Origin of the sequence: Candidatus Caccoplasma merdavium, assembly GCA_018715595.1 — a bacterium.
Taxonomy (GTDB): Bacteria; Bacteroidota; Bacteroidia; order Bacteroidales; family UBA11471; genus Caccoplasma; species Caccoplasma merdavium.
The window spans coordinates 62,107-87,897 of the sequence record DVLI01000026.1 but is presented as its reverse complement, the minus strand read 5'-3'; the positions used below and the strand labels follow the sequence as shown (position 1 = coordinate 87,897).

Here is a 25,791-nt window from a genome sequence, read left to right as displayed (position 1 = left end):
TTTAAAGCGATAAAAAATGGTTGAATATGGTTTCTCCTACGGTACCGCTCTTTTCGATGTGGAACTGGGTAGCATAGAAATTGTCGCGATGCAGCGCAGCACTGAAAGGCCGTATGTAATCGGTAACGGCTGTTGTATATGGTGTCAACGGCACATAATAGCTGTGCACAAAATAGACATACTGCCCTTCGAGAGTGGCCGGGAACATCTGCTTATCGACCGCCGTGACCGTGTTCCAGCCCATGTGAGGCACCTTTTGCTCGTGATTTTCGGGGCGAAAACGTTTCACATCGGCATCGAAAATACCCAAGCAATCGACATCTCCTTCTTCGGAGTGGCGGCACATGAGCTGCATGCCGATGCAGATGCCCAAAACGGGTTGTTTCAGGTCACAAATCAATCGGTCCAGCCCACGGGCTTTGAGATAGGCCATCGTCGTGGCAGCCTCTCCTACGCCGGGGAATATCACCTTGTCGGCCGCCATGAGCGTCTCTTTGTCATCGGTGAGTGTGGGCTCGACTCCCACACGCCTCAATGCACAATCGACCGAATAGATGTTTCCGGCGTTGTATTTGACAATTGCGACTTGCATAGCAGTGACTAAAAGACAACGGTTTTGTTTTGATATACGAGGATTTTACGCTCGATATGTTTTTCGACGGCGCGCGACAAGACGATTTTCTCCAAATCACGACCTTTGCGTATGAGACTGGCAACGGGGTCTTTGTGCGAAATGCGGGTAATGTCTTGCTCGATTATGGGACCGGCATCGAGGTCGTTTGTGACATAGTGGCTGGTTGCCCCGATAAGTTTCACGCCACGCTCGAAGGCCGCATGATAAGGCTTGGCCCCAATAAAGGCCGGCAGAAACGAATGGTGTATGTTGATGATGCGGTTGGGATATTGAGCGATAAACTCGGGCGAGACAATCTGCATGTAGCGAGCCAGCACGATAAACTCAATATCGTATTCTTTGAGAAGAGCCAGCTCGGCCGCCTCTTGCTCGGCTTTGTTTTCTTTGGTGATGGGAAAATATTTATAATCGATACCGAAACGTTTGGCGGCAATCTCCATGTCGGGGTGATTGCTCACGATAAGGGGTATTTCAACCTCCCATTCGCCGGCCGTGTAACGAGCCAACAGGTCATAGAGGCAATGCGACATTTTCGAGACGAAAATGGCCATGCGAGGCACCCGGTCGCTGAAATACAGGCTGAAATTGATGTCATACTTTTGGGCACAGAGCTTGTGGAAGTAGTCATCGATTTTGTCTTCGGGAATGATAAACTGGCTCAAATCCCATTCTATGCGCATGAAGAAGATGCGATTCTCGCGATCGACATACTGGTCGAGGTAGAGAATATTTCCGCCATTGATATTGATAAAATCGGTAACGACGGCCACGATTCCCGACTGGTCGGGACAGTGCATCAGCAATATGGCATTTTTACTCGGTTTCGATATGTTTTTTGTCATTTTTCGTATACAATAAATATATTTCGACGACAAAGGTAACAAAATCTCGTCAAGATATCTCACAAAAATAAAGATTTGTATCATTCTCGGTCTTAGCCGTTTCAAAAAAAGTTCCCTGCAAAATGATTTGCAGGGAACCTTCATTCACAAGCCGTAAAAATGTGTGTGGATTATTTCAAAGTCACTTTCAAGGGATTTCTTTTGGCCACAGCAGCATTTTGTATGTAGGTGTTCCAAGCCTCATCGGTGTCAAAGCCGTATTTGCTCCAACCCGAACCCCAGTAGTACACAAGTTCGCTACCGGGAGCATATTCGGTATAAGCAAGGAGCTGACCGTCGGCACCGCCGCGAAGTTCAGTCTTTTCGGGTTCTTCATACATGACAGGCTTAGCCTCGGTTATGGCTTCGGGGAAGACACAACCCACATAGATGGTTCCGTTGTTGTTATTGACATTGTCGGTGGGGTCGGCATAGGCCAGGTATCCATCTTCGGCACTGGCTATGTAACGGCACTCATCGAGCGGATTGTGGAGCACGACTCCGGCCACTACGGTGGTAGGAGCAGCCAAATTGTCATAAGTAACGACGGTCTTGTTGAGTTGCGAACCGGCATCGAGCGATATGATGCGAGTCTCTACCACGTCATTGCCCTTGATATTCTCGGGATTATAAACGGCTTTTACCGTAAAGCGCAACGGGCCGTTATCGAGAATCTCGTAGGTTTTGTAGCAATAGGGATAAACGATTTCGCCATCGACAACAAGTGCGGTAGCGCCACCACCCAGCGTCGGGCCCACTTTGTAGCAATCGAGGCCGTTTCCGTGGTCGACATGATAAGATACCGAGCGATAGAGCTCATCGGCTGCTTGGGGATTGGTCTTTCTCAATTTGGCGATTTGCTCCATGGTCTCAGGGTTGAGTTCCGAGGCATAACGGGCTTCGACAACGGGTTCCTTGACCGATTTCACCCAAACATCATATCCGAATGCGCGCTCACCGGTTGCCTGCAAGGCCGGGCCATACATGCGGTATGCGGTGAGGTCGTTTTCCCAAGCGATGTCATCGACACGTTCGGGATACTGACGGCCGCAAGCCAAAACCTCGACCACTTCGGGTGTACCCACTTTTATCGTATAGACCGATGTCGCATTGGGTGCCACCGAGGCTTGGAAGATGAGTTTGCCATCGTAGGTGATTTGATAGGGCAACTGATTGCCTGTGGCATCGAGCACGATGACCTGGGCCGTGTCGGCCAACTGCAAACGTGCTGCAACATCGTCCATATTCACCTCTATCATTTCATTCTGACGTTCCAACGCGGTTGTGTTTTCCACAGCCACTTTCACACCGTCGCCGGCACACGAAGTCGCCAACAACACGATGAACGCCCCCAAAAAGAGATTTTTTATTTTCGACATGAGACTGATTGTTTATTTGGGTTGTTTTCCGATATAAGCCAAGATACCGCCATCGACATAGAGCACATGGCCGTTTACGAAGTCAGAGGCTTCCGATGCCAAGAATACGGCGGGACCTACCAAGTCTTCGGGGGTACCCCAGCGGGCGGCAGGAGTTTTGGCTACGATAAATGCATCGAAGGGATGACGAGAGCCGTCGGCCTGACGCTCACGCAGAGGCGCGGTTTGCGGGGTGGCAATGTAACCCGGGCCAATGCCATTACATTGAATGTTGTATTCGCCATATTCCGATGCGATGTTGCGGGTGAGCATTTTGAGACCGCCTTTGGCGGCAGCATAGGCCGAAACAGTTTCGCGACCCAGTTCGCTCATCATGGAACAGATGTTGATAATCTTGCCATGACCTTTCTTTATCATCGAGGGGATAACGGCTTTGGCCACGATGAAAGGAGCATTAAGGTCTACATCGATGACCTGACGGAACTCGGCAGCCGTCATTTCAATCATGGGGATACGTTTGATGATACCGGCATTGTTTACCAATATGTCGATTGTACCCACTTCTTTCTCGATTTGAGCCACCAATGCGTTTACTTTTTCTTCGTTGGTCACATCGCACACATAGCCGTGAGCTTTGATGCCGGCTTCTTGATAAGCAGCCAGTCCTTTGTCGACCAACTCTTGTTTGATGTCGTTGAATACAATCGTTGCACCGGCTTTGGCAAAGCCACTGGCGATAGCAAAACCTATACCATAAGAAGCTCCTGTTACAAGAGCGATTTTTCCTTCTAATGAAAAGTTTACCATATTCGTTTATTTTAAAAAGTGATTATTTCAGTTCGGTATATTTGTAGAAATCCTGGTCTCCGTAATCGAGGTTCTCTCCGCCCATACCCCAAATGAAGGTGTAATTGTGGGTAGCGGCCGCCGAGTGTATCGACCATTCGGGTGAGAGCACGGCTTCCTCGCCTTTCATCCAAATGTGGCGGGTTTCGGTAGGTTCGCCCATAAAGTGGCAAATGGCATCGCCTTCGGGGATCTCGAAATAGAAATAGGCTTCCATACGACGGCTGTGGGTGTGTGCCGGCATCGTGTTCCAAATGCTACCGGGTTGCAACTCGGTCATACCCATCTGCAACTGGCAGGTCGGGAGGACTTGGCATACGAGCATTTTATTGATGTTGCGGTGGTTGGAACCTTCGAGCGAACCCATTTCGGCCACGACGGCATCGGCTTTGGTCACTTTCTTGTCGGGATAGTTGCAGTGTGCCGGAGCCGAATTGAAATAGAATTTGGCGGGTTTGGCAGCATCGACGCTCTCGAAGGTGACGGTGCGGTCACCGCTACCGAGATAGAGTGCCTCCTTGAAATCGAGGTCGAATACTTTTCCATCGACTTTCACACGGCCGGCTCCACCGACATTGAATATACCCAATTCGCGACGGCTCAGGAAGTGAGTGGCTTTCAGCGGGTCGATAGCTTCGAGCACGAGCTCCTCTCCCACAGGTTTGGCGCCGCCTACCACCAAACGGTCGTACATCGAATATACCATGTTCACTTCGTTGTCGACGAAAAGATTTTGAATGAGGAAATCTTCACGCAGACGTGCCGTATCGTAATTTTTGGCATCTTTGGGGTGCGCTGCATAGCGCAATTCGTAATTGGTTTTCATAGGGAAATTTTATTTGAGATTTGAATATTCCATACTCGGGCTAATTTACAAGCCTTACAAATGTATAAAGAAATCCTGTAATACGCTATTTTTTTGTGGTTTTTTATCCAAACTTTATTTCTGCACCCACGGCTGTTTTTTTATTAGGAATCTCATATACAAAAAGATACCCCGCAGTTTCTTGCAGGGTATCTTTGTCTTTTGTGTAAAAATCGCGTTAAAATCATTTTCCGGCAAGTGGGGCTGCCTGGGTATAGGTGCGGGCGCCCAACTCCTTATCGAGCGTATAAATGCCAAAGCCATTGTCCTTGATCATCTTCAAGGCATCGATATATCCTTGTGCGGTTTCTTCTTCCTCGACCTGCTCGTCGATAAACCAGCCCAACATGCTTTTGGTGGCATAATCCTTCTCCTCTTCGGCCATGGCATAGAGATTGTTGATCATGGCCGTCACTTTCTTCTCATGAGCCAAAGTGTCTTCGAATGCGGCCAGCGGAGTAGCCCATTCGGTCTGCACGTTGTCGATAGCTTTGAGGGTGACTTTTCCACCACGCGAAAGAATGTATTTGATAAAAATCATGGCATGGTCCTGTTCTTCTTTGAACTGAACGGAGAACCAGTTGGCAAAACCGGGATTTCCGTGAGCGGCGAAATTGGCCGACATCGACAGATAGAGATAGGCCGACCAGAACTCGGCATTGATTTGCGCATTGAGCGCATCTTCCATTTTTTTACTTAACATAGTGTCTTGTTTTTACAGGTTGTCTGTTTTAAAACGCAAAAATAAAAATTCGGATTGAAAAAACAACGATTTCCCCCGTAAAAATCTGCTATCTCAAACCCCTCTCCCATGAAATGGATATGTAAAAACAAGAGCTGTGACAAATAAAACCCGCGTTCCCAAACTGGGCCGCTCGTCTTCGACAAGGATTGTAAAAAAGCGGGACCTTGTGGAGAAAACTCCGCAAGGTCTCACGCTATCTCATTTATCAAGGGTGAGAGACTCGTAGAATTTATCAATAAAGATTTGCTTTTCATAACTGAGATTTTTTCAAAACACAATCATTTCAACCAACTCCACCGCTCGGCCCAATCGTCAAGGACATCGTTACGCCATTTCGACACGGTTTTGCTTCCTTGCCAAAGCCTTTCAAAAAGAGCTTTGTCACAACGGTCGGTATACCAATTGGCTCCCACTTCGTAACTGTCGGCACGTTTCTTTCCCGGCCACTTCCGGCTCACGACAAAGACGCCTGTCTGGCCATCGAACTCCTTGATATCGGATACAATACGGTAATCGAGCGTAGCAGGCGCCTTGGGGGCATATCGCACGGCAAAAAGTCCGTCGCCAAGATAGACGCCGTCCCACGTCTGACGGTCAATGATAAAGTCGAAACAACGGGCACCTGCCGGCTTATCGATTTCGGGGCCATTGAGACGGAACTCCACAACCGAATAGACCGGGACGGTATCCTGCAACGTCGTGTGGCGGGTAAATATCGTACGGGGACTGTGCGACATCTTTTCAAAACTTCCGCCCCAACTCTCGCCTTCGGGAATTTCGGGGTTACCGTTCATCACATAGAGCAACGACGGCGTGTCGCCCATCTTTACCTGACCTTCGTAATAATCGATAAAATCGGCTCCAAGGTTACCGGCGCCCTTGATATAGGTGTCGTAATAACGCATGTTGTAGACGTCGTCTTTTTTGTTGTTCCCGATGAATCCCCGATAGGAGGCATTGTTCTCGATAATCCACAGATCGGGAAAATTTTCGACGATGTAGGCGTAACTGTTTACGCCCCACTTCTTGTTGGGGCCGCCAATCCAATAGACCCGTATGCGGGGCAAAATATCGGGTGCGTCATGCAGGGCCTGTGCCACGTCATCGAGGCTTCCCCACACGAGAATCCACAACAGACGGGGATCTTCCTTGCGGGCGCAGGAGACAATCCACTCCGACCCTTCGGTAGGGGTTTCATAGCCGTAATAGGGCAGCAAGCCTCTACGTCCTTGCTTGCAGAGACGACGCAAGGAGTCGGGCGGAAGACAGCCGGCGGCGTGGTTCTTCAAACGGTCGTAATCGGCTTCATAGAGGTCTATCATGCGAAGGATCTCCTCTTTTGAGCCTTCACCGAAAGAGGGTGATGATACCAAGCCTTCGATGTCGAAACAATCGCTATACATGAGCAGGTGCGCCATCGACTGGTTGTCGTCGGGGTCGGTACCGCCAATGTCGGTACTGATCAATATCCGGTGTTTCGGTGCCGGATTTTCGGTTGTACAAGTCCATAGGGAAGCCACACACAGCGACAGGAACAAAATGCAATATTTTTTCATATCGTGAGAATATTATGTTTCGGTTCTATTTTATCAATTCCTTGAATCTTTCTACAAAATCATGTTGAACGTTCCTTGAAAATCTTTTTGGTAGCCGACTCTTCCAAAATCGGGAACTGTTCGTTTGCCAGCCTCGGACCCATCTCTCTGGTACACACCCTCATCACCGACAATCACATCGATGAAGAGGCCATAAAAAAAATCGAAAAGCAACCGGTAAAAGCCCTTTATTGATTAAGTCCTTCTCCATATACAAAAAAGGAGATGAAAAAAATTGTTCATCTCCCTTTTGTTCTTTATGAAGAATACTACTCGGTGGCCGAGGGCGAAACAACACGCTCGAAATATTTCCACAGCGCATCATCGGGCACGGGTGCCGTAACATCAATGGGGAGCTTCGACACGGGGTGGATAAACGAGATGCTACGGGCATGAAGCGAAATGCCGCCATCGGGGTTGGAGCGCCGAGCGCCGTATTTCAAATCGCCTTTGATGGGAGCTCCTATTTTGGAGAGCTGACAGCGGATTTGATGGTGACGTCCGGTTTTGAGGGACACCTCCAAAAGGGTGTAATTCTCGCTCCGTGCCAGGGTGCGATAAGCCAACACCGCCTCTTTGGCATTGGGCCGGGGGGTATCCCAGGCAACCGACTTGTTGAGCTTCTCGTTGCGCACGAGATAATGGGTTATCTCATCGGCCTCGCGCTCGGGAGCCGACTGCACAATCGCCCAATAGGTCTTTTTCACTTCTCCGGTGCGGAACATCTCGTTGAGACGAGCCAATGCTTTGCTGGTTTTGGCAAAGACGACAATGCCGCTCACCGGTCGGTCGAGTCGATGGGTCACGCCGACAAAAACGTTTCCGGGCTTGTGATATTTCTCTTTGAGCCAAACTTTGAGGGTTTCGCTCAACGGGGTATCACCCGTTTTGTCGCCCTGGACAATTTCCGAGGTACTCTTATTGACGATAATCAGATGATTGTCTTCGTACAAGACTTCCATAGAGGCGCATTACATGTTCATACCGCCGTCGACTTGGATCACTTGACCCGAGACATACGACGACATATCCGATGCGAGGAACGTAGCGATGTTGGCCACATCTTCGGGCGTTCCGCCACGACGGAGAGGAATTTTCTTGCACCACTCGGCTTTTACGTCATCAGGAAGTTTGGCCGTCATATCGGTGATGATGAAGCCGGGAGCGATGGCGTTGGCACGGATACCGCGCGAGCCGAGTTCCTGGGCAATGGATTTGGCCAATCCTATCATACCGGCTTTCGAAGCCGAATAGTTGGCTTGGCCTGCGTTTCCATGCACACCTACGACCGATGCCATGTTGATGATGCTGCCACTTTTCTGACGCATCATGATGGGGGTGCAGGCATGGATAAAGTTGAAAGCCGATTTCAGATTGACATTGATGACTGCGTCCCACTGGGCTTCGCTCATGCGCATCATCAAACCATCTTTGGTGATACCGGCATTGTTGACGAGAATATCTATCGCGCCAAAATCTTCTTTGACTTGATTGACAATTTTTTCGGTCTCTTCAAAGTTGGCGGCATTCGATGCATACCCTTTGGCTTTCACGCCATAGGCGGCAATCTCGGCTTCGGTGGCTTTTCCGTTTTCATCGATAACCAAATCGGTGAATGCCACATGAGCGCCTTCTTGCGCGAATTTGAGAGCAACGGCTTTTCCGATGCCGCGCGCTGCACCTGTGATAAGGGCAACTTTTCCTTCGAGTAATTTCATAATCTGTTATTTTTAGAGTTGTGTTTGCTTATTTTTTTCGTATCCGAGACACGATTTGGTGAGGTCTGCAATAAATTCTTTCAGTTTTGCCGAGTCAAAACCCATGTCCGAGAAAATGCCTTTGAGATAGGGCACTTCGAGACCTTTGAGGCAACAGTGAATCACCCACGAGGTAGGCAGAATGGGCACCGACCTGAAAATCTTCTTCTTGATGCCGTCATCGATAATACGCCGCAGAAACTCGATTTCTTGCTTGTCGATGTTCTTGCGGGCTGACTCAACTTGCCGAATGTCCCTGAAAAACTCGGCTTTCAACGTGCCGTTGCGCAGAATGGTCTCTCTGAAAACATCGAAACGCACCTGTATGTATGTCGTGAGTTTCTCATCGGGTGGCAGGTCTCGCCCCACCACATCGCCAAGCTGGTGTGTCAAATGCGACAACTCCGACTCTATGACGGCCTCATAGACTTCTGTCTTGCTCCTGAAATAGGTATACAATGTGCGCCGACCTTTTCCCGAAGCCAACGCGATATTGTTCATCGTGGTATTGTCGATACCTTTCTGAGCAAACAACTGCCGGGCTGTATCGACCAGGAGTTTCCGCGTTTTCGACATAAGTTCTTTCATACGGCACCGTGGTTTTAACTAAGGCAAAAATAACACATTTATTCTTCCCGGCAAACTCTCCCAAGGATTATTTCTGCGATGTAGGCCCGACAATCGTGCGGCTACCGACGCGAAGAAGTCTCGACCAAATTACGCACCAGCGCATTGAAGTCATCTTGTGCGAGGAGTGATTCAAGCGTCAGATGCATGCGATAATGCCAATAGTTCCGGGGGTTGGCCGGCACATTGATGCGTTCGAGCGACGGGTCGGGCAACCGTATATCGATGGAGAGCGACAACCAGTCTTGCAGCGGCAGAATGACCCACATCGACGGAGATTCGAGATGGCGTCGGATAATGGCTTCACAAAGATAGGGCGGACACTGGACGGGAGGCTCTCCCTCTCGTTGCAAAATGGTATTGTAGTATCGTTGGGTCCGCTCGGCGTCTTCTTCCCACCACCCGCGGATTCCCGACATGTCATGGGTCGATGTCGTGCACACCGACAGGTAGGGATAACGCGACGGGTCTCCAAATTCGCAATAAGGTTCCTTGGGCATGCGTTCGATTTCGAGGGAGAGTATCTGCAACTGCTCCATCACGTCGGGCACACAATGCGGTATCATGCCCAAATCCTCCCCACACACCAGCATCTGCGTCGAAGAGATGAGCGTTGGCAATTTCTTCAACGCCTCATCACGCCAGAAGTCGTCATGACGGCTGTAATAGAAATCATCATGCAGATGACGGTAACTCCGTTGCATCTCTTCGGGCAATGCCTTGAAACTATCTGTCTCGTGTGCATGAATGCGCGGGTGCCAGGTTCCGGCCACATAGGGGTCGGGCACGAACAGGATTTCATCGGTAAGACGCATCAATCCCGCTTTTATCTTTTGTGCCCGCTCATCACAAGTATCCTGGAAATGTGCCGCAATTTTCTTTTGATTGTCGACCGTCTCTTTCAGGGCGAAGTGTCCGTCGGCAAGGGGTAAGAGATACTCTTCTTTCACTTCATCGGCATACGGCCCGAAAATTTCGGGAAGCATCGCTTCGCAGATGTATGGCTCGGCATGACGTCGGGCATCAAAGAAGAAGCCATAATGAGCCAGTTCTTCGACCGTGAACGGTTTGGCCGCATTGAAATGTCCCGGCAACCCTTCAACGGCGGTATCGGGGATTTCCCAAATGCGGAAAAAGCCCAAGATGTGGTCGATGCGATAGGCATCGAAATACTCCGCCATTTTTGTAAAGCGGGCTTTCCACCAGCTATACCCGTCTTTGGCCATCTCGTCCCAGTCATAGGTGGGGAATCCCCAGTTCTGCCCGGTAATGGAGAAATCATCGGGCGGAGCGCCTGCGCACATCGAGAGGTTGAACAGGTGGGGATTGACCCAGGCATCGACGCTCTCGTGGCTCACGCCTATCGGCAGGTCGCCTTTGAGCACGACGCCCTTGCTCCGTGCATAATCCCGCACTCTCGATAATTGACGATGGAGGTGGTATTGCTCGAAATAGTATCGGGCCACAGCCGGATAGGCTTCGCTATCTTCGCCCGTAAGACGGGCTATTTTTTCGGCATCATACACGGCATACTCCCCCCACTGCGAGGCAACGGGCGTGTGCAGCGTATCACGCAGATAGCAGAAGGCGGCATAGGGCACCAGCCAATCGCGGTTGTCGGCAAAGAAGCGGGCATAGTCGGGTGACGCCAAAGTTTGCCCGCCCACCTCGTCGTAAAGGCGCTGCATATAATCACTCTTCAATCGGGTCACGGCTTCATAATCGACCGCCGGCAATGCATTCAGCCGGGCGGCTTCTTGTTCGAAACGGGCCATTGACGCCGCATCGGAAAGTCGTCCGATTTCGGGCAGATGCAGATATACGGGGTGCAAGGCATAGACCGAATTGGCGCGGTAGGGATAGGAATCGAGCCATGTGTGCCACATGGTGGTGTCGTTGATGGGCAACAGCTGTATCAGCCGTTGATGGGTCGAGACAGCCCAATCGACCATCTTTTCGAGGTCGAGAAACTCCCCGATGCCCCAACTCGACTCCGAGCGCAGCGAGAATACGGGTATGGCCACCCCTGCCCCTTTCCACAAGGGGCGGAACAGGCGCAAATGAGTGGCACCGACGATGATTGTCTCTCCGGGACGTGCCACCAAGAAGGGCAACCGACGATTCTCGCCTTCTTCCCAAGCGATGATATGCCGCGTGGACTTGTCGACCACTACGAATTTGTACTCCACCGGCAGACATACTATCTCGCCGGGGAAGGTCACCGACCACACGGGATAATGGCGATCGGACATGATACAGGCCGACTCCACGCTCCACGGCTGCGCCGTAAAGGTTCCCACAACGGCCAACGCCTCATGCGGCAAAAGTGCCGGTGCATTGATTTCAAAACGCACGCCGGCTTTTTCGGTTTCGGTGACGGGAAGTTTCTCGCGCCGCAAAATACCGCTCTGCTGCACGGCCGACGAGTGGAACGGGTGGTCTTTCGCAATTTGAAACCACTCATCATAGACCTGGTAGGCCGAAATGCCAAAAGTGGGGCGGAAACAATGTTCCCCACCCCACTCTTTTCGAGACACATCTCCGTCTTCGCGCACCATATACCGATAAGTGAACGCACTATTCGTGTCGACGTCGATGGTCAGAGTCCACCAACCGTCATCGGCATAGTGCATGGGCCGTGCCTTCTCCTCACAATGGGAACCTAAGGCTTCGACACCTCCGCTTATACATAGTTGTTGCCCCCAACGGGTGTGATATTCAATATTGAATGTAATTTGCATTATCCGCACTTAGAGGTTCCACATGAGGTACAAATCAGGCAGCCTTCCTGGTAGACGAGTGTCTCTTGCCCGCACTTGGGACATTTCTGTCCGCTGGCACTGGCGCCGTTGGGCATGTATTTCTTCAACGCCCGTTCCACACCGTTTTTCCAGGTATTGATGTTTTCGCTGTTGAGTTGCAGCGAGCCGACCAGTTTGAGAACCTGCTCGATGGGCATGCCGTAACGCAACACGCCCGAAATGAGTTTGGCATAGTTCCAGTACTCGGGATTGAATTTCTCAGAAAGTCCCTCGATGGTGGTCTTATAGCCTCGTTTGTTGCGGAATTGGAAATCGTAATGCTTTGTGCCGTTCTCGTCGTAGGCTTTGATGATTTTCCCTTTGGTGATGTTTTTCGGTATCAAGATACCGTCTTCATCATCGGCGAGACCGGTGAAGATTTCATAGGGCTTACCGTCTTTCAAGCCGATAAAGGCAATCCATTTCTCGCGGTTGTTTTGGAAACGCACCACGTCGGCTTCGAGTTCGGTGGGACGCACCATATCGCCGGGAGCCGCGGGTTGCGCAGCGGCAGCTGCGGCAGCTTCTTTTTCTTTCTCCTTTTTGGCTTCTTTCTGCACGGCAATGAGTACACCCGAACGCGACCCTTCGCGATAGACCGTACACCCTTTGCAACCGCAACGCCAAGCCTCGACATAGAGGTCGCCAACCAATTCTTCGGTCACATCGGCCGGCAGGTTGATGGTAACGCTGATAGAATGGTCGACCCACTTCTGCACTCGGCCCTGCATACGCACTTTCTGTATCCAGTCGATATCGTTCGATGTGGCTTTGTAGTAGGGCGAACGCGAAATGATTTCGTCGATTTCGCTTTGGGTATAATTGTTACGCACTTCATATCCGTTCATCTGCATCCAAGTCACGAACTTATGATGGTAAACGAGATATTCTTCAAAGGCGTCGCCCGACTCATCGATGTAATCGACTCTCACATCGGTATCATTGGGATTCACCTTGCGACGCCGGCGGTACACGGGCATGAAAACAGGCTCAATGCCCGAAGTGGTCTGTGTCATAAGGCTGGTCGTACCGGTAGGTGCAATGGTGAGGCAGGCAATGTTACGGCGTCCCCAACGCGCCATATCTTCGTAGAGTTGCGGGTCGGCTTCGCGCAAGCGGTTGATAAAAGGATTTTTCTCCTCACGCTGCGTGTTGTATATCTCAAATGCGCCACGTTCGCGAGCCATGTCGACCGACGAACGGTATGCGGCAAGGGCCAATGCCTTGTGCACGCTCTCGGAGAAGGTCGTGGCCTCTTCGGTACCGTAACGCAGCCCCATGGCGGCAATCATGTCGCCCTCGGCCGTGGTTCCCACACCGGTACGGCGACCTTTGAGCGTTTTGGCACGTATCTTTTCCCAGAGTTGCACTTCGGTGCGTTTGATTTCGTCCGATTCGGGGTCGGAGTGTATCTTGTCGAGTATGCGGTCGATTTTCTCCATTTCGAGGTCGATGATGTCGTCCATAATGCGTTGGGCGAGTTGCACATGTTCTCGGAAGAGGTCGAAATCGAAATAGGCGTTCGGCGTGAAGGGATTCACGACGTATGAGTAGAGGTTGATGGCCAACAGGCGGCAGCTGTCATAGGGACAGAGGGGTATCTCGCCACAGGGGTTGGTCGATATGGTACGGAATCCCAAATCGGCATAGCAGTCGGGAATCGACTCCCGGATAATCGTATCCCAAAAGAGGACACCGGGCTCGGCCGACTTCCAGGCATTGTGCACGATTTTTTTCCAGATAGCTTGTGCATCGACCTCTTTTGTCACCATCGGGTTTTCGCCATCGATGGGATATTGTTGCGTATAAGGACGTCCGTCGATGGCGGCTTGCATGAAATCGTCGGTCATTCTCACCGAGACATTGGCACCGGTCACTTTCCCTTCGGTCATCTTGGCGTCGATAAACGACTCCGAGTCAGGGTGTTTTATCGAGACACTGAGCATCAAAGCTCCACGGCGGCCATCCTGGGCCACTTCACGGGTGGAATTGGAATAGCGTTCCATAAAGGGAACCAAACCGGTCGAGGTCAACGCCGAGTTTTTCACGGGCGACCCTTTGGGGCGTATGTGCGAAAGGTCATGTCCTACCCCGCCGCGGCGTTTCATAAGTTGTACCTGCTCTTCGTCGATTTTCATCACACCGCCATACGAGTCGGCATTTCCTTCCATACCTATCACGAAGCAATTCGACAACGACCCGATTTGATAATTGTTGCCGATGCCGCTCATGGGGCTGCCCTGAGGCACGATATACTTAAAGTCTCGGAAGAGTTCCATAAGTTTCTCCACCGACAAGGGATTGGGATAGTTGTTCTCTATCCGCGCAATCTCCGAAGCCAGACGCATGTGCATGTCTTCGGGATTTTTCTCATAAATGTTCCCAAACGAGTCTTTCAGGGCATACTTGTTGACCCAAACACGGGCTGCCAACTCATCTCCTTTGAAGTATTCCAATGACGACTGGAACGCCTCATCGTAGGTATAACTTTTTGATTCCACAATAAATTGGTTTAAAATGTTTGCTAATGGTGTTTTTTCAATGGTATAAAGGTTACGACTTCATGATAGGATTTTGTGTTTGCAAGTTTATGAAAAACTTTTGAGTGCACAAATATTTCCCACATTTATTTATCAACAATTTCGCAAGGTTTTCAATTTTAACATCTATAAATACAACACAAACCTGATTATCAAATATTTAAATAATCGCCACGAGAAAAGAAGTTTTCTTTTTTATAAAACCGCAGAAATAGCAGCTTTTTCACAAAGCAAATTTTTAAAGGCAAGAATTACCGGCAAATATGTTTGTTACATTTTTCCATTTGCCACTTTTTATTTGTAACTTTGTAGAAACATATTATAACACTATGGATTTAGATTTTCTCAAAAACCGCCGCACCATTCGTCGTTACCAAACAACAGATATTCCCGACGATTTACTGAACGAACTTTTGGAAGCAGCATTCCGGGTATCAACCACCGGCAACATGCAAGTGTATAGCGTTGTGGTCACCCGCGATGCCGAGAACAAGAAAAAGTTGGCCCCCGCCCACTTCAACCAACCGACAATAACCAGCGCACCGGTCGTACTGACGTTCTGTGCCGACTTCAACCGCTTCATCAAATGGTGTGAATACCGAAAGGCCGACCCGGGATATGACAACTTCCAGTCATTCTTCACAGCTGCCATCGACGCCCTGCTCGCCGCACAACAATTCTGCACGGCTGCCGAGGCAAAGGGATTGGGCATCTGCTATCTCGGAACGACAACTTATAATGCCGACCAAATCATCAAAGCGCTCAACCTGCCCCGTTTCGTGGTACCCATCACCACCATCACGGTAGGATACCCCGAAGAGATTCCCGACCAAGTAGAACGACTACCCATCGAGGCCATTATCCACCAAGAGTGCTATCACGACTACACCCGCGATGACATCGACCGGCTCTACAAAGAAAAAGAGGAACTGCCCGCCAATCGGGGATTCGTGGCCGAAAACAAAAAAGAAACACTGGCTCAGGTATTCACCGATGTGCGTTACACCCGCCAAAACAACGAATACTTCTCCGACGTGTTCCTCAAAGTCATCAAAGAACAGGGATTTGAGTTCTGAATTCCACCCTCTCTCGGGAAGAAAATGAAGGGCGCTGAATTTTCAGCGCCCTTTGTCTTCTACTATATATTATATAGCTATGCTTTCAGGGATTGTTCGATTTCATCGACCTGATGACGCAGGGACTTATCGATTTCGACCTGCTGGGCAATCGTTTTGCACGCATAATGCACCGTGGCATGGTCCTTGCCGCCAAGACGGCTACCGATTTGGGAAAGCGGGTATTCGGTATATTTCTTGGCCAAATACATCGAGATTTGACGCGCCAAGGCGATTTCGCGTTTACGGGTCTTCGACTGCAAAAGCTTCACGTCCATATTATAATAGTCGCACACTTTCTGTTGTATCAACTCGATGGTAATCTGGTTTTTCTTCAATTGGATACTCGACGCCAGCACGCATTCGGCCATCTCGACCGAGATTTCTTTTTTCAAGATAATCGAACGCGCCATCAGCGAAACGACGATACCCTCCAACTCCCGCACACTATTGGAGACATTGCGGGCGATATAATCGACCACCTCGGGTGCGATGACAATACCGTCTTTTTTCAACTTGTTGAGAAGGATATTCTTTCTCAAATCATAGTCGGGACGCTCCACCTCGGCCGAAAGCCCCCATTTGAAACGGGTCAGAAGGCGCTCTTCCATGCCTTCGAGCGATACCGGGGGACGGTCGGAAGTAAGCACCAGTTGTTTCCCCGTCTGGTGCAGATGGTTGAAGATGTGGAAAAAGGTATTCTGAGTAGCGGTCTTCCCCACCAAGTCCTGAATATCGTCGATGAGCAGCACGTCGATGCTTTGGTAGAAGTTGATAAAATCATTCACGGCATTGTTGCGCACGGCATTGGTATACTGCACTTGGAAAAGATGCGAAGAGAGATAGAGCACACGGGCCTTGGGATTCAAGGCTTTGGCCTTGGCTCCGATGGCTTGCACCAAGTGGGTCTTGCCCACACCCGATTCGCCATAGAGGAAAAGGGGATTGAATGCCGTTTTGCCCGGATTTTGAGCGACAGCCTCACCGGCCGAGCGTGCCAACATGTTGCTCGAACCCGAAAAATAGTTGTCGAAACTATAATAGGGATTCAACTGCGAGTCGAGTTCCTTGTAATCGGGTTGCTTGAAGGGGTCGGCTATCTGAGTAGGCTCGGTAATACCTTTGGGCGACTTCTGTGAACGGGAACCATGCAACGGGAGTTGTGTCGTTTCTTCGGGCTCCTTTACAACCGATATGCTATACATCAATTGTATACCGGGACCGAATACACGCAGCAAAGTATGTTGAAGGATATCGGCAAAGTGTTCTTCAAGATACTCATAAAAAAATTGTGTCGGGACTTGCACCGTCAACTCATTATCGGAGTATTTCACGGCATGTATCGGCTCGAACCAAGTTCTGTAATGTCCTTCCGATACATTGTCTCTGATAATGGCCAGACAGCGGTCCCACAAGGAGACGTAATCTAAACTCATGGTTTCTTAATTCTATCGTAGAAGTCGAATACAAAGATTGAATTTCTTTTTTGAAAAATAAAATCGTTTTTTTGTTGCGTATCTCAAAAACATTTCAATCTATTGTAGGTTAGCCAATTATATTTCGGCCATTTTTTCTCAAAAGAAGGCAAAAAATATTTTGATACTTCACTGATTGTCAGATATATAATTTTATTTCCGCATTTTTATCCCTTTTACAAGCATTCTTCATAAATGCGAAAAAACACCTTAAATCAAGGTGTTTTTAAGATACGAAAAAAAAATCGGACCTTTATTTATTATTTATAATCAATCTAAATAACAAAACTATTATTTCTTACCTCCGAAGAGAGAGAAATGGACATAGCGTTTGGGGTTGAGGCGCAAGTCAATCAAAAGCGAATCGGCACTGGTCACAGAACGATTGAGCGCATCGTAAAGCGCACGGTCGGTGAGCAACGCACCGACCGTATTATCGGGCTGATGCAACTTGGCCATGAGCGTATCGACCGAAGCGACCACCCCGTCGATATGTGCAATGGTCTGCTTGATGTTCGACTGGGAGAGCTCGGCCGTAAGGCCATCGAGGTTGTGTGTAATGCGTTTTACATCGGAAACAATCGCCGGGACGGTATCGGCCAGTAAAGTCGAAATATGATGCGATGCCACACGCAACTCATCAGAAATCTGGGCGACATTGGTCAAGGTCTTATTCAACTCCTGCGAACGCACAACCCCGTTCAATCCATCAAGCAAGCTGTCGATTTTAGGCAATAAGGCTGCCAACGAAGGCAAAAGTTCTTCCTCGACATTATTCATAAGACCGGCATCAGACTCTCCTACCAGATAATCTCCTGGCGAGCAATAGGTCGATACATACTTGTTCAATTGCAATGTGAGCGTGACCGTTCCCAACAGGTCGGCTTGCAGCACGGCTTTACTACCTTCGGGAATACGCAACTTCTTATCGAGCATCACTTCAACGACTGCCCCTTGATAGGTTTCATAGTCATAGTCGATACTGCGCACCAACCCGACTTTGAAACCGTCGACCGTTACGGGTGTCGACACGGTTAGTCCTGCCACGTTGTCATACTTTATATAATAGTAGTTCGAGGGCTGCATCAGATTGATGCCTTTCAGAAATTCGATACCAAAGTAAAGTATAACGGCGCTCACGATAACCGAGATGGCAATCTTCACCTCTTTTGAGAAATATTTTTTCATATCAGTATGATTGATGTATCTGTGTTACTTTATTGTTTCTTCCCGTTTTTGAACGTCACGATATAGGCGTCTTTAAAATAGCGTTTGGCTTGGGACAGTTTCCCGGCCAGTGCCTCCTTCGTTGACGCCTCTCCATAGGTGTATTTGTACCACCCGTTCTCCACATAATAGGAAACGGGCGATAATCCCTTGAAACAAGGGTCTTGCAGCGACAACTTCTTTTTCGAAGCCATCAGCTGTATTTTGTAGGTGGTACCCGAACTCGGCGTCGTTGAGCCGACCTCTACATGTCGAGAGAGATTCTTGCGGTTCCACTCGTCCTTGTAAGAGACAAAAGCGCGGTATATCGACTCGGCCAACTTGGCCCGATTGGCATCTTTGGAAAGATATGCGGCGTCGGAAGCATTGCTGATGTATCCTACCTCGACCAAGATGCTCGGCATCGACGACAGCCGCAACACCAGCAGGTTTTGTTGGCGCACACTGCGATCGGGACGTTTCGCCAGGATTCGGAACTGGTCTTGCACCATCGAGGCGAAGTGAATACTCTGCTCGAAATATTTGTTTTGTTGAAAATCGAACATGATAAACGACTCGACCGAGTTGGGGTCATATCCTTGGTAAGTGGTCGTATAATCCTCTTCAAGAAGAATCACCGAGTTTTCGCGTTTGGCCACCTCCATATTTATATCGGCCTGTTCCAGACCGTAGATATAGGTCTCGGTACCGCGTGCCGAGGTGTTTTTGGCGGAGTTGGTGTGTATCGAGATAAAAAGATCGGCCTTTGCCTTGTTGCCTATTTCGGTGCGGCCCTTCAACGTGACAAAGACATCTTTACTGCGCGTGTATATCACTTTGGTATCGGAACAGTTGCGTTGAATCATCTTTCCGAGTTTCAAGGCGATGTCGAGATTGATGTTTTTTTCTTTGAGGCGATTGGCCACGGCTCCCGGGTCATTCCCGCCATGACCGGCATCGATAACAACGACAAACTTGTCTTTTGCCTCGACGACCGACGAGAAAAAGAGAGCTGCGACCAAGGTCACGACACAGATAAACCAAGTATTCTTCATGCGTTGTCTCAATGAGCAAAGATTTATCGAAAAGCATAATTTCCGGCATTATGCCTCGACAAAGATACGAAAATTTGAGAAGCTGACACGTTTTCTATTATAAATATAGAATCACCAAAGAGGAAAAAAGTCATGCTCGCCCTATGTTCCCGAGATATTTTAGGGAAAACCGGGGGCCTTCTCCTGCTTCACGAGTAATAACAAGGGTATAAATTGCCGAAAAGAGAAATATTTTTTCGGGCAGGAAGCGGGAAACTCTTGCATTTCGGCGATAGTTGCATTACCTTTGTTGCATATATCTTTGTGGAAGAGCAGGTTTTCTTATGAAGCGCATGGCCATTTTTCTCGGGTTTATCTCCTTGCTGACCGCTTGCCGGCAAGTGAAGCATGACCCGCGCCCACTCCTTCTCACGCGATATGACCGGGAACTGGCAACCTACCTGCAAACGACCGACACGGCCAGCGAGCACGATTTTCTCGACCGGCATCACCTCTTCCACGCGCTCTATTTATCGGAGATTTTAGCCCTTTCGCCCGACGACCCGTCGGCAAAAACAAAACTCGCGCTACGCCTCTCGCAGCCCGACATGCGCATGTTGGGCCAAAGCGTTGACAGCTGCTATGCCGAAACCCGTGACATTGAAACCGGACTGTCACAAGCCTTCACCCGCTACAAAAGGCTCTTGCCCGACGATATGCTCCCGACACAACTTTACGGGCATGTCTCGGGATTGCAACAGCAAATCGTGAACATCGACACCCTCCTGTCGATTTCACTCGACCACTACCTGGGAGCCGATTTCGCCCCCTATCGGGCGATTTTCAACCCCTACCAATTACCCCGGAAAAGCCGGGAATACATCGTTCCCGACGTCGTGCGGGTCATTCTCTACACCCGTCACCCGTTTGTCGGGGACTCCCCCTCAACCTTATTGCAGGAACTGGTCTATGAAGGGAAAATCATCTATTGTCTGCAACAAATACTTCCCGACACCCCCATCGAACGGTTGATGGGATACTCCCCCAAAGAGATGCAATGGTGTCGCGAAAACGAGAGCCGCATGTGGAACCGACTTTTACAAGAAAAAAATCTCTACGCGACCGACCGCTTTCTCATCGGACAGTACCTCTCTCCCGCCCCGTTCACCGCGCCGTTCACCCAAGAATCGCCGGGACAGGCCGGCCGCTACGTCGGGTGGCGCATCGTCTCGGAATATATGCGTCAAAGTCGCAGCGACCTCCCGGCCTTGTGGAGAGAAAACAATGCACTGAATATATTGAAAACAGCTAAATACAGAGGTTAATTATGGAAAATGCCAATCATGTGTACGGACTTGTGGGATACCGCCTTGCGCATTCTTTTTCCCGCAATTTCTTCAACGAGAAATTTGAAAACGAGAAAATACCGGCCGAATACCGGAACTTTGAACTCGATCGCATCGAAGATTTGAGACTGGTTGTCGAAGAGACTCCCGAATTATGCGGGCTGAATGTGACCATACCCTATAAAGAAAGTATCATTCCGCTTCTCGACGAAATGGACGGAACCGCACAGATGATCGGTGCCGTAAACGTGGTAAAGGTCATTCACGACAAAGACAAAGTGGTACTCAAAGGATATAACTCCGACATCATCGGGTTTACCGAATCGATTCGCCCCTATATCAAGGAATACCACCATAAGGCATTGGTATTGGGTACGGGCGGCGCCTCGAAAGCCGTGTGGTACGGACTTCTCTCCCTGGGCATCGAACCGCAGCTGGTTTCACGCACAGCCCGGGAAGGCGTGCTCACATACGACGACCTGACTCCCCAACTCATGGGGGAATACCAAATCATCGTAAACGCGACACCGGTGGGCATGTACCCCCAAACCGACGCCAGCCCCAACATACCTTATGAGGCTCTCACTTCTCGGCATTTGGCCTATGACTTGGTATACAACCCCGAGACCACTCTTTTCCTCGAAAAATGCGCTGCACACGGAGCCGCCACCAAAAACGGGCTCGAAATGCTCCTCTTGCAAGCCTACGCCAGCTGGGACATTTGGAACAAGTAGCAACTCGACGCCTAAGATAAAAACATTCCATCTGTCGGGAGTGTTATAGGAGAAAACCCAACACTCCACGACAGAAAAATGAAAACACCCACTTCTAAAAAAATAGGAACAGGCATTGCCATTTTCTTGGCCATCCTGCTCCTTCTATATTGGCTTTTTGCCGAAACGCTTTTTGGCTGATTGCCCTTCGGGGTTTCCCGCCTTTCCCCAAAGAAAATTTCCACATCGATGTGAAATAGATATAAAAGGAACAAAAATACGACAATATGAACAAGATTTCGGACAAATTTATTTTGAATTATAACTTTAAACACCTACATTTAGGACGAAATTTAATCCCAACATGATGAAAGCGTTGGATATTGCAGTAAATGCAGGTCGTATATGGCATATCCTGGAAGGGACCTATTCCATCACGGCCAATCGCGTAAAAAGGCTGCTTTCGTTGTCGGACAAAGACTTCTTTGCAGCTATCGGCTGGCTTGCCTGCGAACATCACATCTATTGTGATGAACAAGACGGTGAATGGTATGTCAGCAACAAACAGCCATTGGGCTTTTTCAGCTTCTGAACAGGGATAGAAGCTCGGGGGAAAAATTTCAAAACACGAAAGGGACCGCAGATGCGGCCCCTTTCTCTTTTTCTTTCTATGCCAAAGCGGCTATTATTATTTGACATCGGACATCAGTTGCTCGAAAAACTCGTCCAACTCCTGTCCCATTTTTTTCAGAATATCATCTTCGAGGAAAAGCATTTCATTATCGAACGTTTTCAACTCGCACGCCGGCTCCTTGTCTTCATTGATAAGCACGACCGAAACCGGGGCCACCGTATCGAGCGAGCCGAATGCCGCATCGACCTCGGGGGCATCTAACGCCTGGCGCAGGAGTGCTATCAACTCCGACGATGGCTCTTCGGCACTTTCTTTGAGTTCCTCGCTCTCGTCGAGGGTAATCTGCTGCAACAAGACATCGTTGTCGTCATAGAACGAGAGGGAAAGGTCTTCGGGCTTAAAGCCCACATACATATCGGTCAAAGAATAGGCAGAATCGTCTTTTGCCTTTTCTATTGCCTCGCAGAAGGCCTCCATAATTAATTTCAACATCGATTCGCGTGCCGCATTCATAATATTTCCTATTTTTCCCCAAAGATAAAGATTTATTTGCACACCAAACGTATATGTGCCGAAATTTTCAACATTTGCCGGGAAGTGCATTCATTATTTACGCGCATTCTCCTTCAAGAGGTCGCGAATCTCCTGCAACAACTTCACCTCGTCAGTGACGACCGGAGCCGGAGCCGCCTGGGTGGCTGCTTCACGAGTTGCCTTTTTACGGGAAAAACGGGTCATGAGTTTGACAAAAAGGAATATCGAAAAAGCGATAATCAGGAAATCAAATGTCACCTGTATGAAATTGCCATAATTTACCGTCACTTCACGGAGCGGCATTCCCTCTCCCATGGAAGGGGAGCGAAAAGTCCACTTCAAATTTTGGAAATCGACCCCGCCGATGAGCACTCCGATGAGCGGCATGATGATATCGGAAACCAATGAAGAGACAATCTTGCCGAAAGCTCCTCCTATAATGACGCCGACAGCCATGTCGATTACATTTCCCCGCATGGCGAATGTTTTGAACTCTTGAAGAAATTTTTTCATAAGACACAGTATTTATTCCCCACAAATATACGCATATTCTGCGATACAAACCTATTTGCGACAAAAGGGGCTTATGGCCACGGAAGGAAAATAGGCAGAATTTTCGCGTTTCGTTTTACAGTTTTACCACAGGACGAAGTTTTATTTTTCTTTTTGACAAAAAAAATCGCAAAATACTTTTTTCTTTTCCTACTTTTTCATATCTTTGTTGCCGTATTAAAGACAAACGAAATGAAACATTGTTTTGGTCATACCTATTTTTTCTATTTTTACTTTAACAATAAGTAAAAACGGGATTCTGTATGGCTGACAATTTACGAAATAAAGAAATCCCGTTCACAAGACGGGATTTTTTAATATACGGAAATATGAAAAATTTATTTGTACGATTTTACGGCTTTTATTTTTTCTACTTTATGCACCAATGCGTCAAGGTGGGAGGCAATCGCACATGCCTCAAAAGCTCGATGATATGTTATCCCACCTTCTGACACGGAAGAGTGGGAATTTTTTTTACGACCAAAAACACAGATTATGAAACGCATAGCCATACAAGGAGCCAAAGGGTCCTTTCACGATATAACCGCTCATCGCTACTTTGCCGGAGAAGAAATAGAAATTCTCTATTGTGCCCGCTTCGAGGACATTTTCACCGCCATAAAGAAAGACGACACGGTCATCGGCCTGATGGCCATCGAAAACACCATTGCCGGCAGCTTGCTGCAAAACCACGAACTGCTGCGCGAAAGCGATTCGCAAATCATAGGGGAAGCCCGGTTGCACATCTCGCACTCTATCATGTGTCTGCCCGAAGATGACTGGAAAGACATTCACGAAGTCAGCTCCCACCCCATCGCCCTCATGCAGTGCCGGGAATTCCTCAATGCCCACCCCGAGATAAAAGCCGTGGAGGCCGAAGACACGGCCAAAAGTGCCGAAGACATCTTCAAGAACAAACTTCACGGGCACGCCGCCATTTGCGGGAAAGACGTGGCCGCCATGTATGGCCTGAAAATCTTGGAAGAAGGCATCGAAACCAACAAACACAACTCCACCCGTTTCCTGGTCATCGCCAACCGCTGGCATGCCGACGAGTTGCGCAAGGATAAGATTTGCAACAAAGCCAGTCTCGTATTTACCCTACCGCACACCGAAGGCAGCCTGTCACAAGTGCTCTCGATACTGTCGTTCTATAAAATGAATTTGACCAAAATACAGTCGCTGCCCATCATCGGTCGTGAATGGGAATACCAATTCTACATCGATGTCGTGTATGAAGACCGCCTGCGTTATCGCCAGGCCGTCGATGCCATCACCCCCCTGATCAAAGAACTTAAAATACTTGGAGAATATGCCGAATCAAAAAACAACCTGTAACATCACACCGGCCAATCGGGTGAACCAGGTCAGCGAATACTACTTTTCGAAAAAATTGAAAGAAGTCGCCGAGATGAATGCCCGGGGGCTGAATGTCATCAGTCTCGGCATCGGCAGTCCCGACCGTCCGCCCCACCCCGAAACGATAGAGACACTCTGCCGCGAGAGCCGCAAAGACAATACCCACGGCTACCAACCCTATGTGGGTATTCCCGAACTGCGAAAGGCATTTGCCGACTGGTATAAGAGATGGTATGACGTAGAGCTCGACCCGGCGACCGAGATACAACCGCTCATCGGTTCAAAAGAGGGTATTCTGCACATCTCCCTGGCATTTCTCAACCCCGGCGACAGCGTGCTGGTACCCAACCCCGGCTACCCCACCTACACCTCGGTGAGCCGCTTGGCCGAAGCCCGCATCATTCCCTACGAGCTGCGCGAAGAGAACGGCTGGCAGCCCGACTTCGAAGCCCTCGAAAAATGCGACCTCTCGGGCGTAAAACTTATGTGGGTCAACTATCCGCACATGCCGACCGGAGCTCCGGCCTCTCGCGAGCTGTTCGAAAAGCTGGTCGACTTCGGCATGCGCCACAGCATCATCATCGTCAACGACAACCCATACAGTTTCATCCTCAACGACACGCCGCTGAGCCTGCTCTCGGTACCGGGTGCCAAAGATATTTGCATCGAAATGAACTCGATGAGCAAATCGCACAACATGCCGGGTTGGCGCGTGGGCATGCTGGCCTCGAACGCCCAATTCGTATCGTGGGTGTTACGGGTCAAGAGCAATATCGACTCGGGGACGTTCCGTCCCATGCAAGAAGCAGCCGCCCACTCGCTGTCACTGCCCGCTTCGTGGTATGAAGGCAACAACATCGTCTACCGCGAACGCCGTGTGATAGCCGAACAGATTGCCAAGTCACTGGGTTGCACGTTCGACCCCAGACAACGGGGCATGTTCCTCTGGGCCAAAATACCCGACTCGATGAGCAGTTGCACCGAATTGGCCGACAAGGTACTCTACGATGCACACGTCTTCATCACGCCCGGCATCATATTCGGCAGTCAAGGCGAGCGCTATGTGCGCATCTCCCTCTGTGCCGACAAAAAGGAGCTGGAAGAATCGCTCGAACGCATCAAAAAACACATTTGTCAATAATCAAAAAAACAT

At 49.3% G+C, this 25,791-nt stretch carries 24 protein-coding genes; 7 read left to right on the top strand and 17 right to left on the bottom strand.

Going from position 1 to position 25,791, the window contains the following annotated elements; translation table 11 throughout:
* Position 1: 1 nt before the first annotated feature.
* The 7 genes from hisH to IAD09_08925 all read right to left on the bottom strand — a co-directional run bounded on the left by hisH (position 2) and on the right by IAD09_08925 (position 6,906).
* On the bottom strand, positions 2–592 hold the full coding sequence (gene hisH, locus IAD09_08955; protein ID HIT82348.1) for an imidazole glycerol phosphate synthase subunit HisH: 591 nt from the start codon (positions 590–592) through the stop codon (positions 2–4).
* A gap of 8 nt (positions 593–600) precedes the next feature.
* Complete coding sequence (purU, locus tag IAD09_08950) at positions 601–1,476, bottom strand: formyltetrahydrofolate deformylase (protein ID HIT82347.1); 876 nt, start codon at positions 1,474–1,476, stop codon at positions 601–603.
* A gap of 170 nt (positions 1,477–1,646) precedes the next feature.
* Positions 1,647–2,894, bottom strand: a complete 1,248-nt coding sequence (locus IAD09_08945) for a DUF4861 domain-containing protein (protein HIT82346.1) — start codon at positions 2,892–2,894, stop codon at positions 1,647–1,649.
* 12 nt (positions 2,895–2,906) lie between these two features.
* Positions 2,907–3,701, bottom strand: a complete 795-nt coding sequence (locus IAD09_08940) for a gluconate 5-dehydrogenase (GenBank protein HIT82345.1) — start codon at positions 3,699–3,701, stop codon at positions 2,907–2,909.
* A gap of 22 nt (positions 3,702–3,723) precedes the next feature.
* Complete coding sequence (kduI, locus tag IAD09_08935) at positions 3,724–4,566, bottom strand: 5-dehydro-4-deoxy-D-glucuronate isomerase (protein HIT82344.1); 843 nt, start codon at positions 4,564–4,566, stop codon at positions 3,724–3,726.
* A gap of 223 nt (positions 4,567–4,789) precedes the next feature.
* Positions 4,790–5,308 (bottom strand): ferritin, encoded by a 519-nt coding sequence (locus IAD09_08930; protein HIT82343.1) that lies wholly within the window; start codon positions 5,306–5,308, stop codon positions 4,790–4,792.
* Between the two features lie 320 nt (positions 5,309–5,628).
* Complete coding sequence (locus IAD09_08925; protein HIT82342.1) at positions 5,629–6,906, bottom strand: DUF1593 domain-containing protein; 1,278 nt, start codon at positions 6,904–6,906, stop codon at positions 5,629–5,631.
* A gap of 75 nt (positions 6,907–6,981) precedes the next feature.
* Here IAD09_08925 and IAD09_08920 point away from each other — a divergent pair, with 75 nt between their 5' ends.
* Positions 6,982–7,140: a hypothetical protein gene (locus IAD09_08920; GenBank protein HIT82341.1), complete on the top strand. Its 159-nt coding sequence runs from the start codon at positions 6,982–6,984 to the stop codon at positions 7,138–7,140.
* Positions 7,141–7,214: 74 nt separating this feature from the next.
* On the opposite strand, the gene IAD09_08915 is transcribed toward IAD09_08920, so the two are convergent.
* The 5 genes from IAD09_08915 to IAD09_08895 form a co-directional block, all read right to left on the bottom strand.
* Positions 7,215–7,907 carry an RNA pseudouridine synthase gene (locus tag IAD09_08915; protein ID HIT82340.1) on the bottom strand — a complete coding sequence of 231 codons (693 nt, stop codon included), beginning with the start codon at positions 7,905–7,907 and terminating at the stop codon, positions 7,215–7,217.
* 9 nt (positions 7,908–7,916) lie between these two features.
* Positions 7,917–8,663 (bottom strand): 3-oxoacyl-[acyl-carrier-protein] reductase, encoded by a 747-nt coding sequence (gene fabG, locus IAD09_08910; GenBank protein HIT82339.1) that lies wholly within the window; start codon positions 8,661–8,663, stop codon positions 7,917–7,919.
* 12 nt (positions 8,664–8,675) lie between these two features.
* Entirely contained in the window at positions 8,676–9,278 is a 603-nt protein-coding gene (locus IAD09_08905; protein HIT82338.1) for a TetR/AcrR family transcriptional regulator, read from the bottom strand.
* A 113-nt stretch (positions 9,279–9,391) separates the two neighbouring features.
* A complete protein-coding gene (locus tag IAD09_08900) occupies positions 9,392–12,070 on the bottom strand; it encodes a 4-alpha-glucanotransferase (protein ID HIT82337.1) in 2,679 nt (892 codons plus the stop codon).
* Complete coding sequence (locus IAD09_08895; GenBank protein ID HIT82336.1) at positions 12,070–14,631, bottom strand: adenosylcobalamin-dependent ribonucleoside-diphosphate reductase; 2,562 nt, start codon at positions 14,629–14,631, stop codon at positions 12,070–12,072. Before IAD09_08895 ends, IAD09_08900 begins: the two co-directional genes overlap by 1 nt.
* Positions 14,632–14,999: 368 nt before the next feature.
* Here IAD09_08895 and IAD09_08890 point away from each other — a divergent pair, with 368 nt between their 5' ends.
* Entirely contained in the window at positions 15,000–15,746 is a 747-nt protein-coding gene (locus IAD09_08890) for an NADPH-dependent oxidoreductase (GenBank protein ID HIT82335.1), read from the top strand.
* Between the two features lie 77 nt (positions 15,747–15,823).
* On the opposite strand, the gene dnaA is transcribed toward IAD09_08890, so the two are convergent.
* From dnaA to IAD09_08875, 3 genes are all read right to left on the bottom strand, one after another.
* Positions 15,824–17,221 carry a chromosomal replication initiator protein DnaA gene (gene dnaA, locus IAD09_08885; protein HIT82334.1) on the bottom strand — a complete coding sequence of 466 codons (1,398 nt, stop codon included), beginning with the start codon at positions 17,219–17,221 and terminating at the stop codon, positions 15,824–15,826.
* A gap of 330 nt (positions 17,222–17,551) precedes the next feature.
* A complete protein-coding gene (locus IAD09_08880; GenBank protein ID HIT82333.1) occupies positions 17,552–18,448 on the bottom strand; it encodes an MCE family protein in 897 nt (298 codons plus the stop codon).
* 29 nt (positions 18,449–18,477) lie between these two features.
* The gene (locus tag IAD09_08875; GenBank protein HIT82332.1) at positions 18,478–19,521 is read right to left on the bottom strand and encodes an N-acetylmuramoyl-L-alanine amidase; all 1,044 of its coding nucleotides are present in this window, start codon (positions 19,519–19,521) and stop codon (positions 18,478–18,480) included.
* Between the two features lie 323 nt (positions 19,522–19,844).
* Here IAD09_08875 and IAD09_08870 point away from each other — a divergent pair, with 323 nt between their 5' ends.
* The 3 genes from IAD09_08870 (at position 19,845) to IAD09_08860 (ending at position 22,151) form a co-directional block, all read left to right on the top strand.
* Positions 19,845–20,825, top strand: coding sequence for a hypothetical protein (locus IAD09_08870; protein ID HIT82331.1), 981 nt, complete (start codon positions 19,845–19,847; stop codon positions 20,823–20,825).
* Between the two features lie 2 nt (positions 20,826–20,827).
* The gene (locus IAD09_08865) at positions 20,828–21,580 is read left to right on the top strand and encodes a shikimate dehydrogenase (GenBank protein ID HIT82330.1); all 753 of its coding nucleotides are present in this window, start codon (positions 20,828–20,830) and stop codon (positions 21,578–21,580) included.
* Between the two features lie 343 nt (positions 21,581–21,923).
* Positions 21,924–22,151, top strand: a complete 228-nt coding sequence (locus IAD09_08860; GenBank protein HIT82329.1) for a winged helix-turn-helix domain-containing protein — start codon at positions 21,924–21,926, stop codon at positions 22,149–22,151.
* A 96-nt stretch (positions 22,152–22,247) separates the two neighbouring features.
* Here the strand turns inward: IAD09_08860 and IAD09_08855 are convergent, their stop codons facing one another.
* Positions 22,248–22,706, bottom strand: coding sequence for a hypothetical protein (locus IAD09_08855; protein ID HIT82328.1), 459 nt, complete (start codon positions 22,704–22,706; stop codon positions 22,248–22,250).
* 93 nt (positions 22,707–22,799) lie between these two features.
* Positions 22,800–23,240, bottom strand: coding sequence for a large-conductance mechanosensitive channel protein MscL (gene mscL, locus IAD09_08850; GenBank protein ID HIT82327.1), 441 nt, complete (start codon positions 23,238–23,240; stop codon positions 22,800–22,802).
* 534 nt (positions 23,241–23,774) lie between these two features.
* On the opposite strand from mscL, the gene IAD09_08845 reads away from it, so the two are divergent.
* Both IAD09_08845 and IAD09_08840 read left to right on the top strand, forming a co-directional pair.
* Positions 23,775–24,617 carry a prephenate dehydratase gene (locus IAD09_08845; protein ID HIT82326.1) on the top strand — a complete coding sequence of 281 codons (843 nt, stop codon included), beginning with the start codon at positions 23,775–23,777 and terminating at the stop codon, positions 24,615–24,617.
* Positions 24,592–25,779 (top strand): aminotransferase class I/II-fold pyridoxal phosphate-dependent enzyme, encoded by a 1,188-nt coding sequence (locus IAD09_08840; GenBank protein ID HIT82325.1) that lies wholly within the window; start codon positions 24,592–24,594, stop codon positions 25,777–25,779. The genes IAD09_08845 and IAD09_08840 overlap by 26 nt, the downstream gene beginning before the upstream one ends.
* Positions 25,780–25,791: the final 12 nt, after the last annotated feature.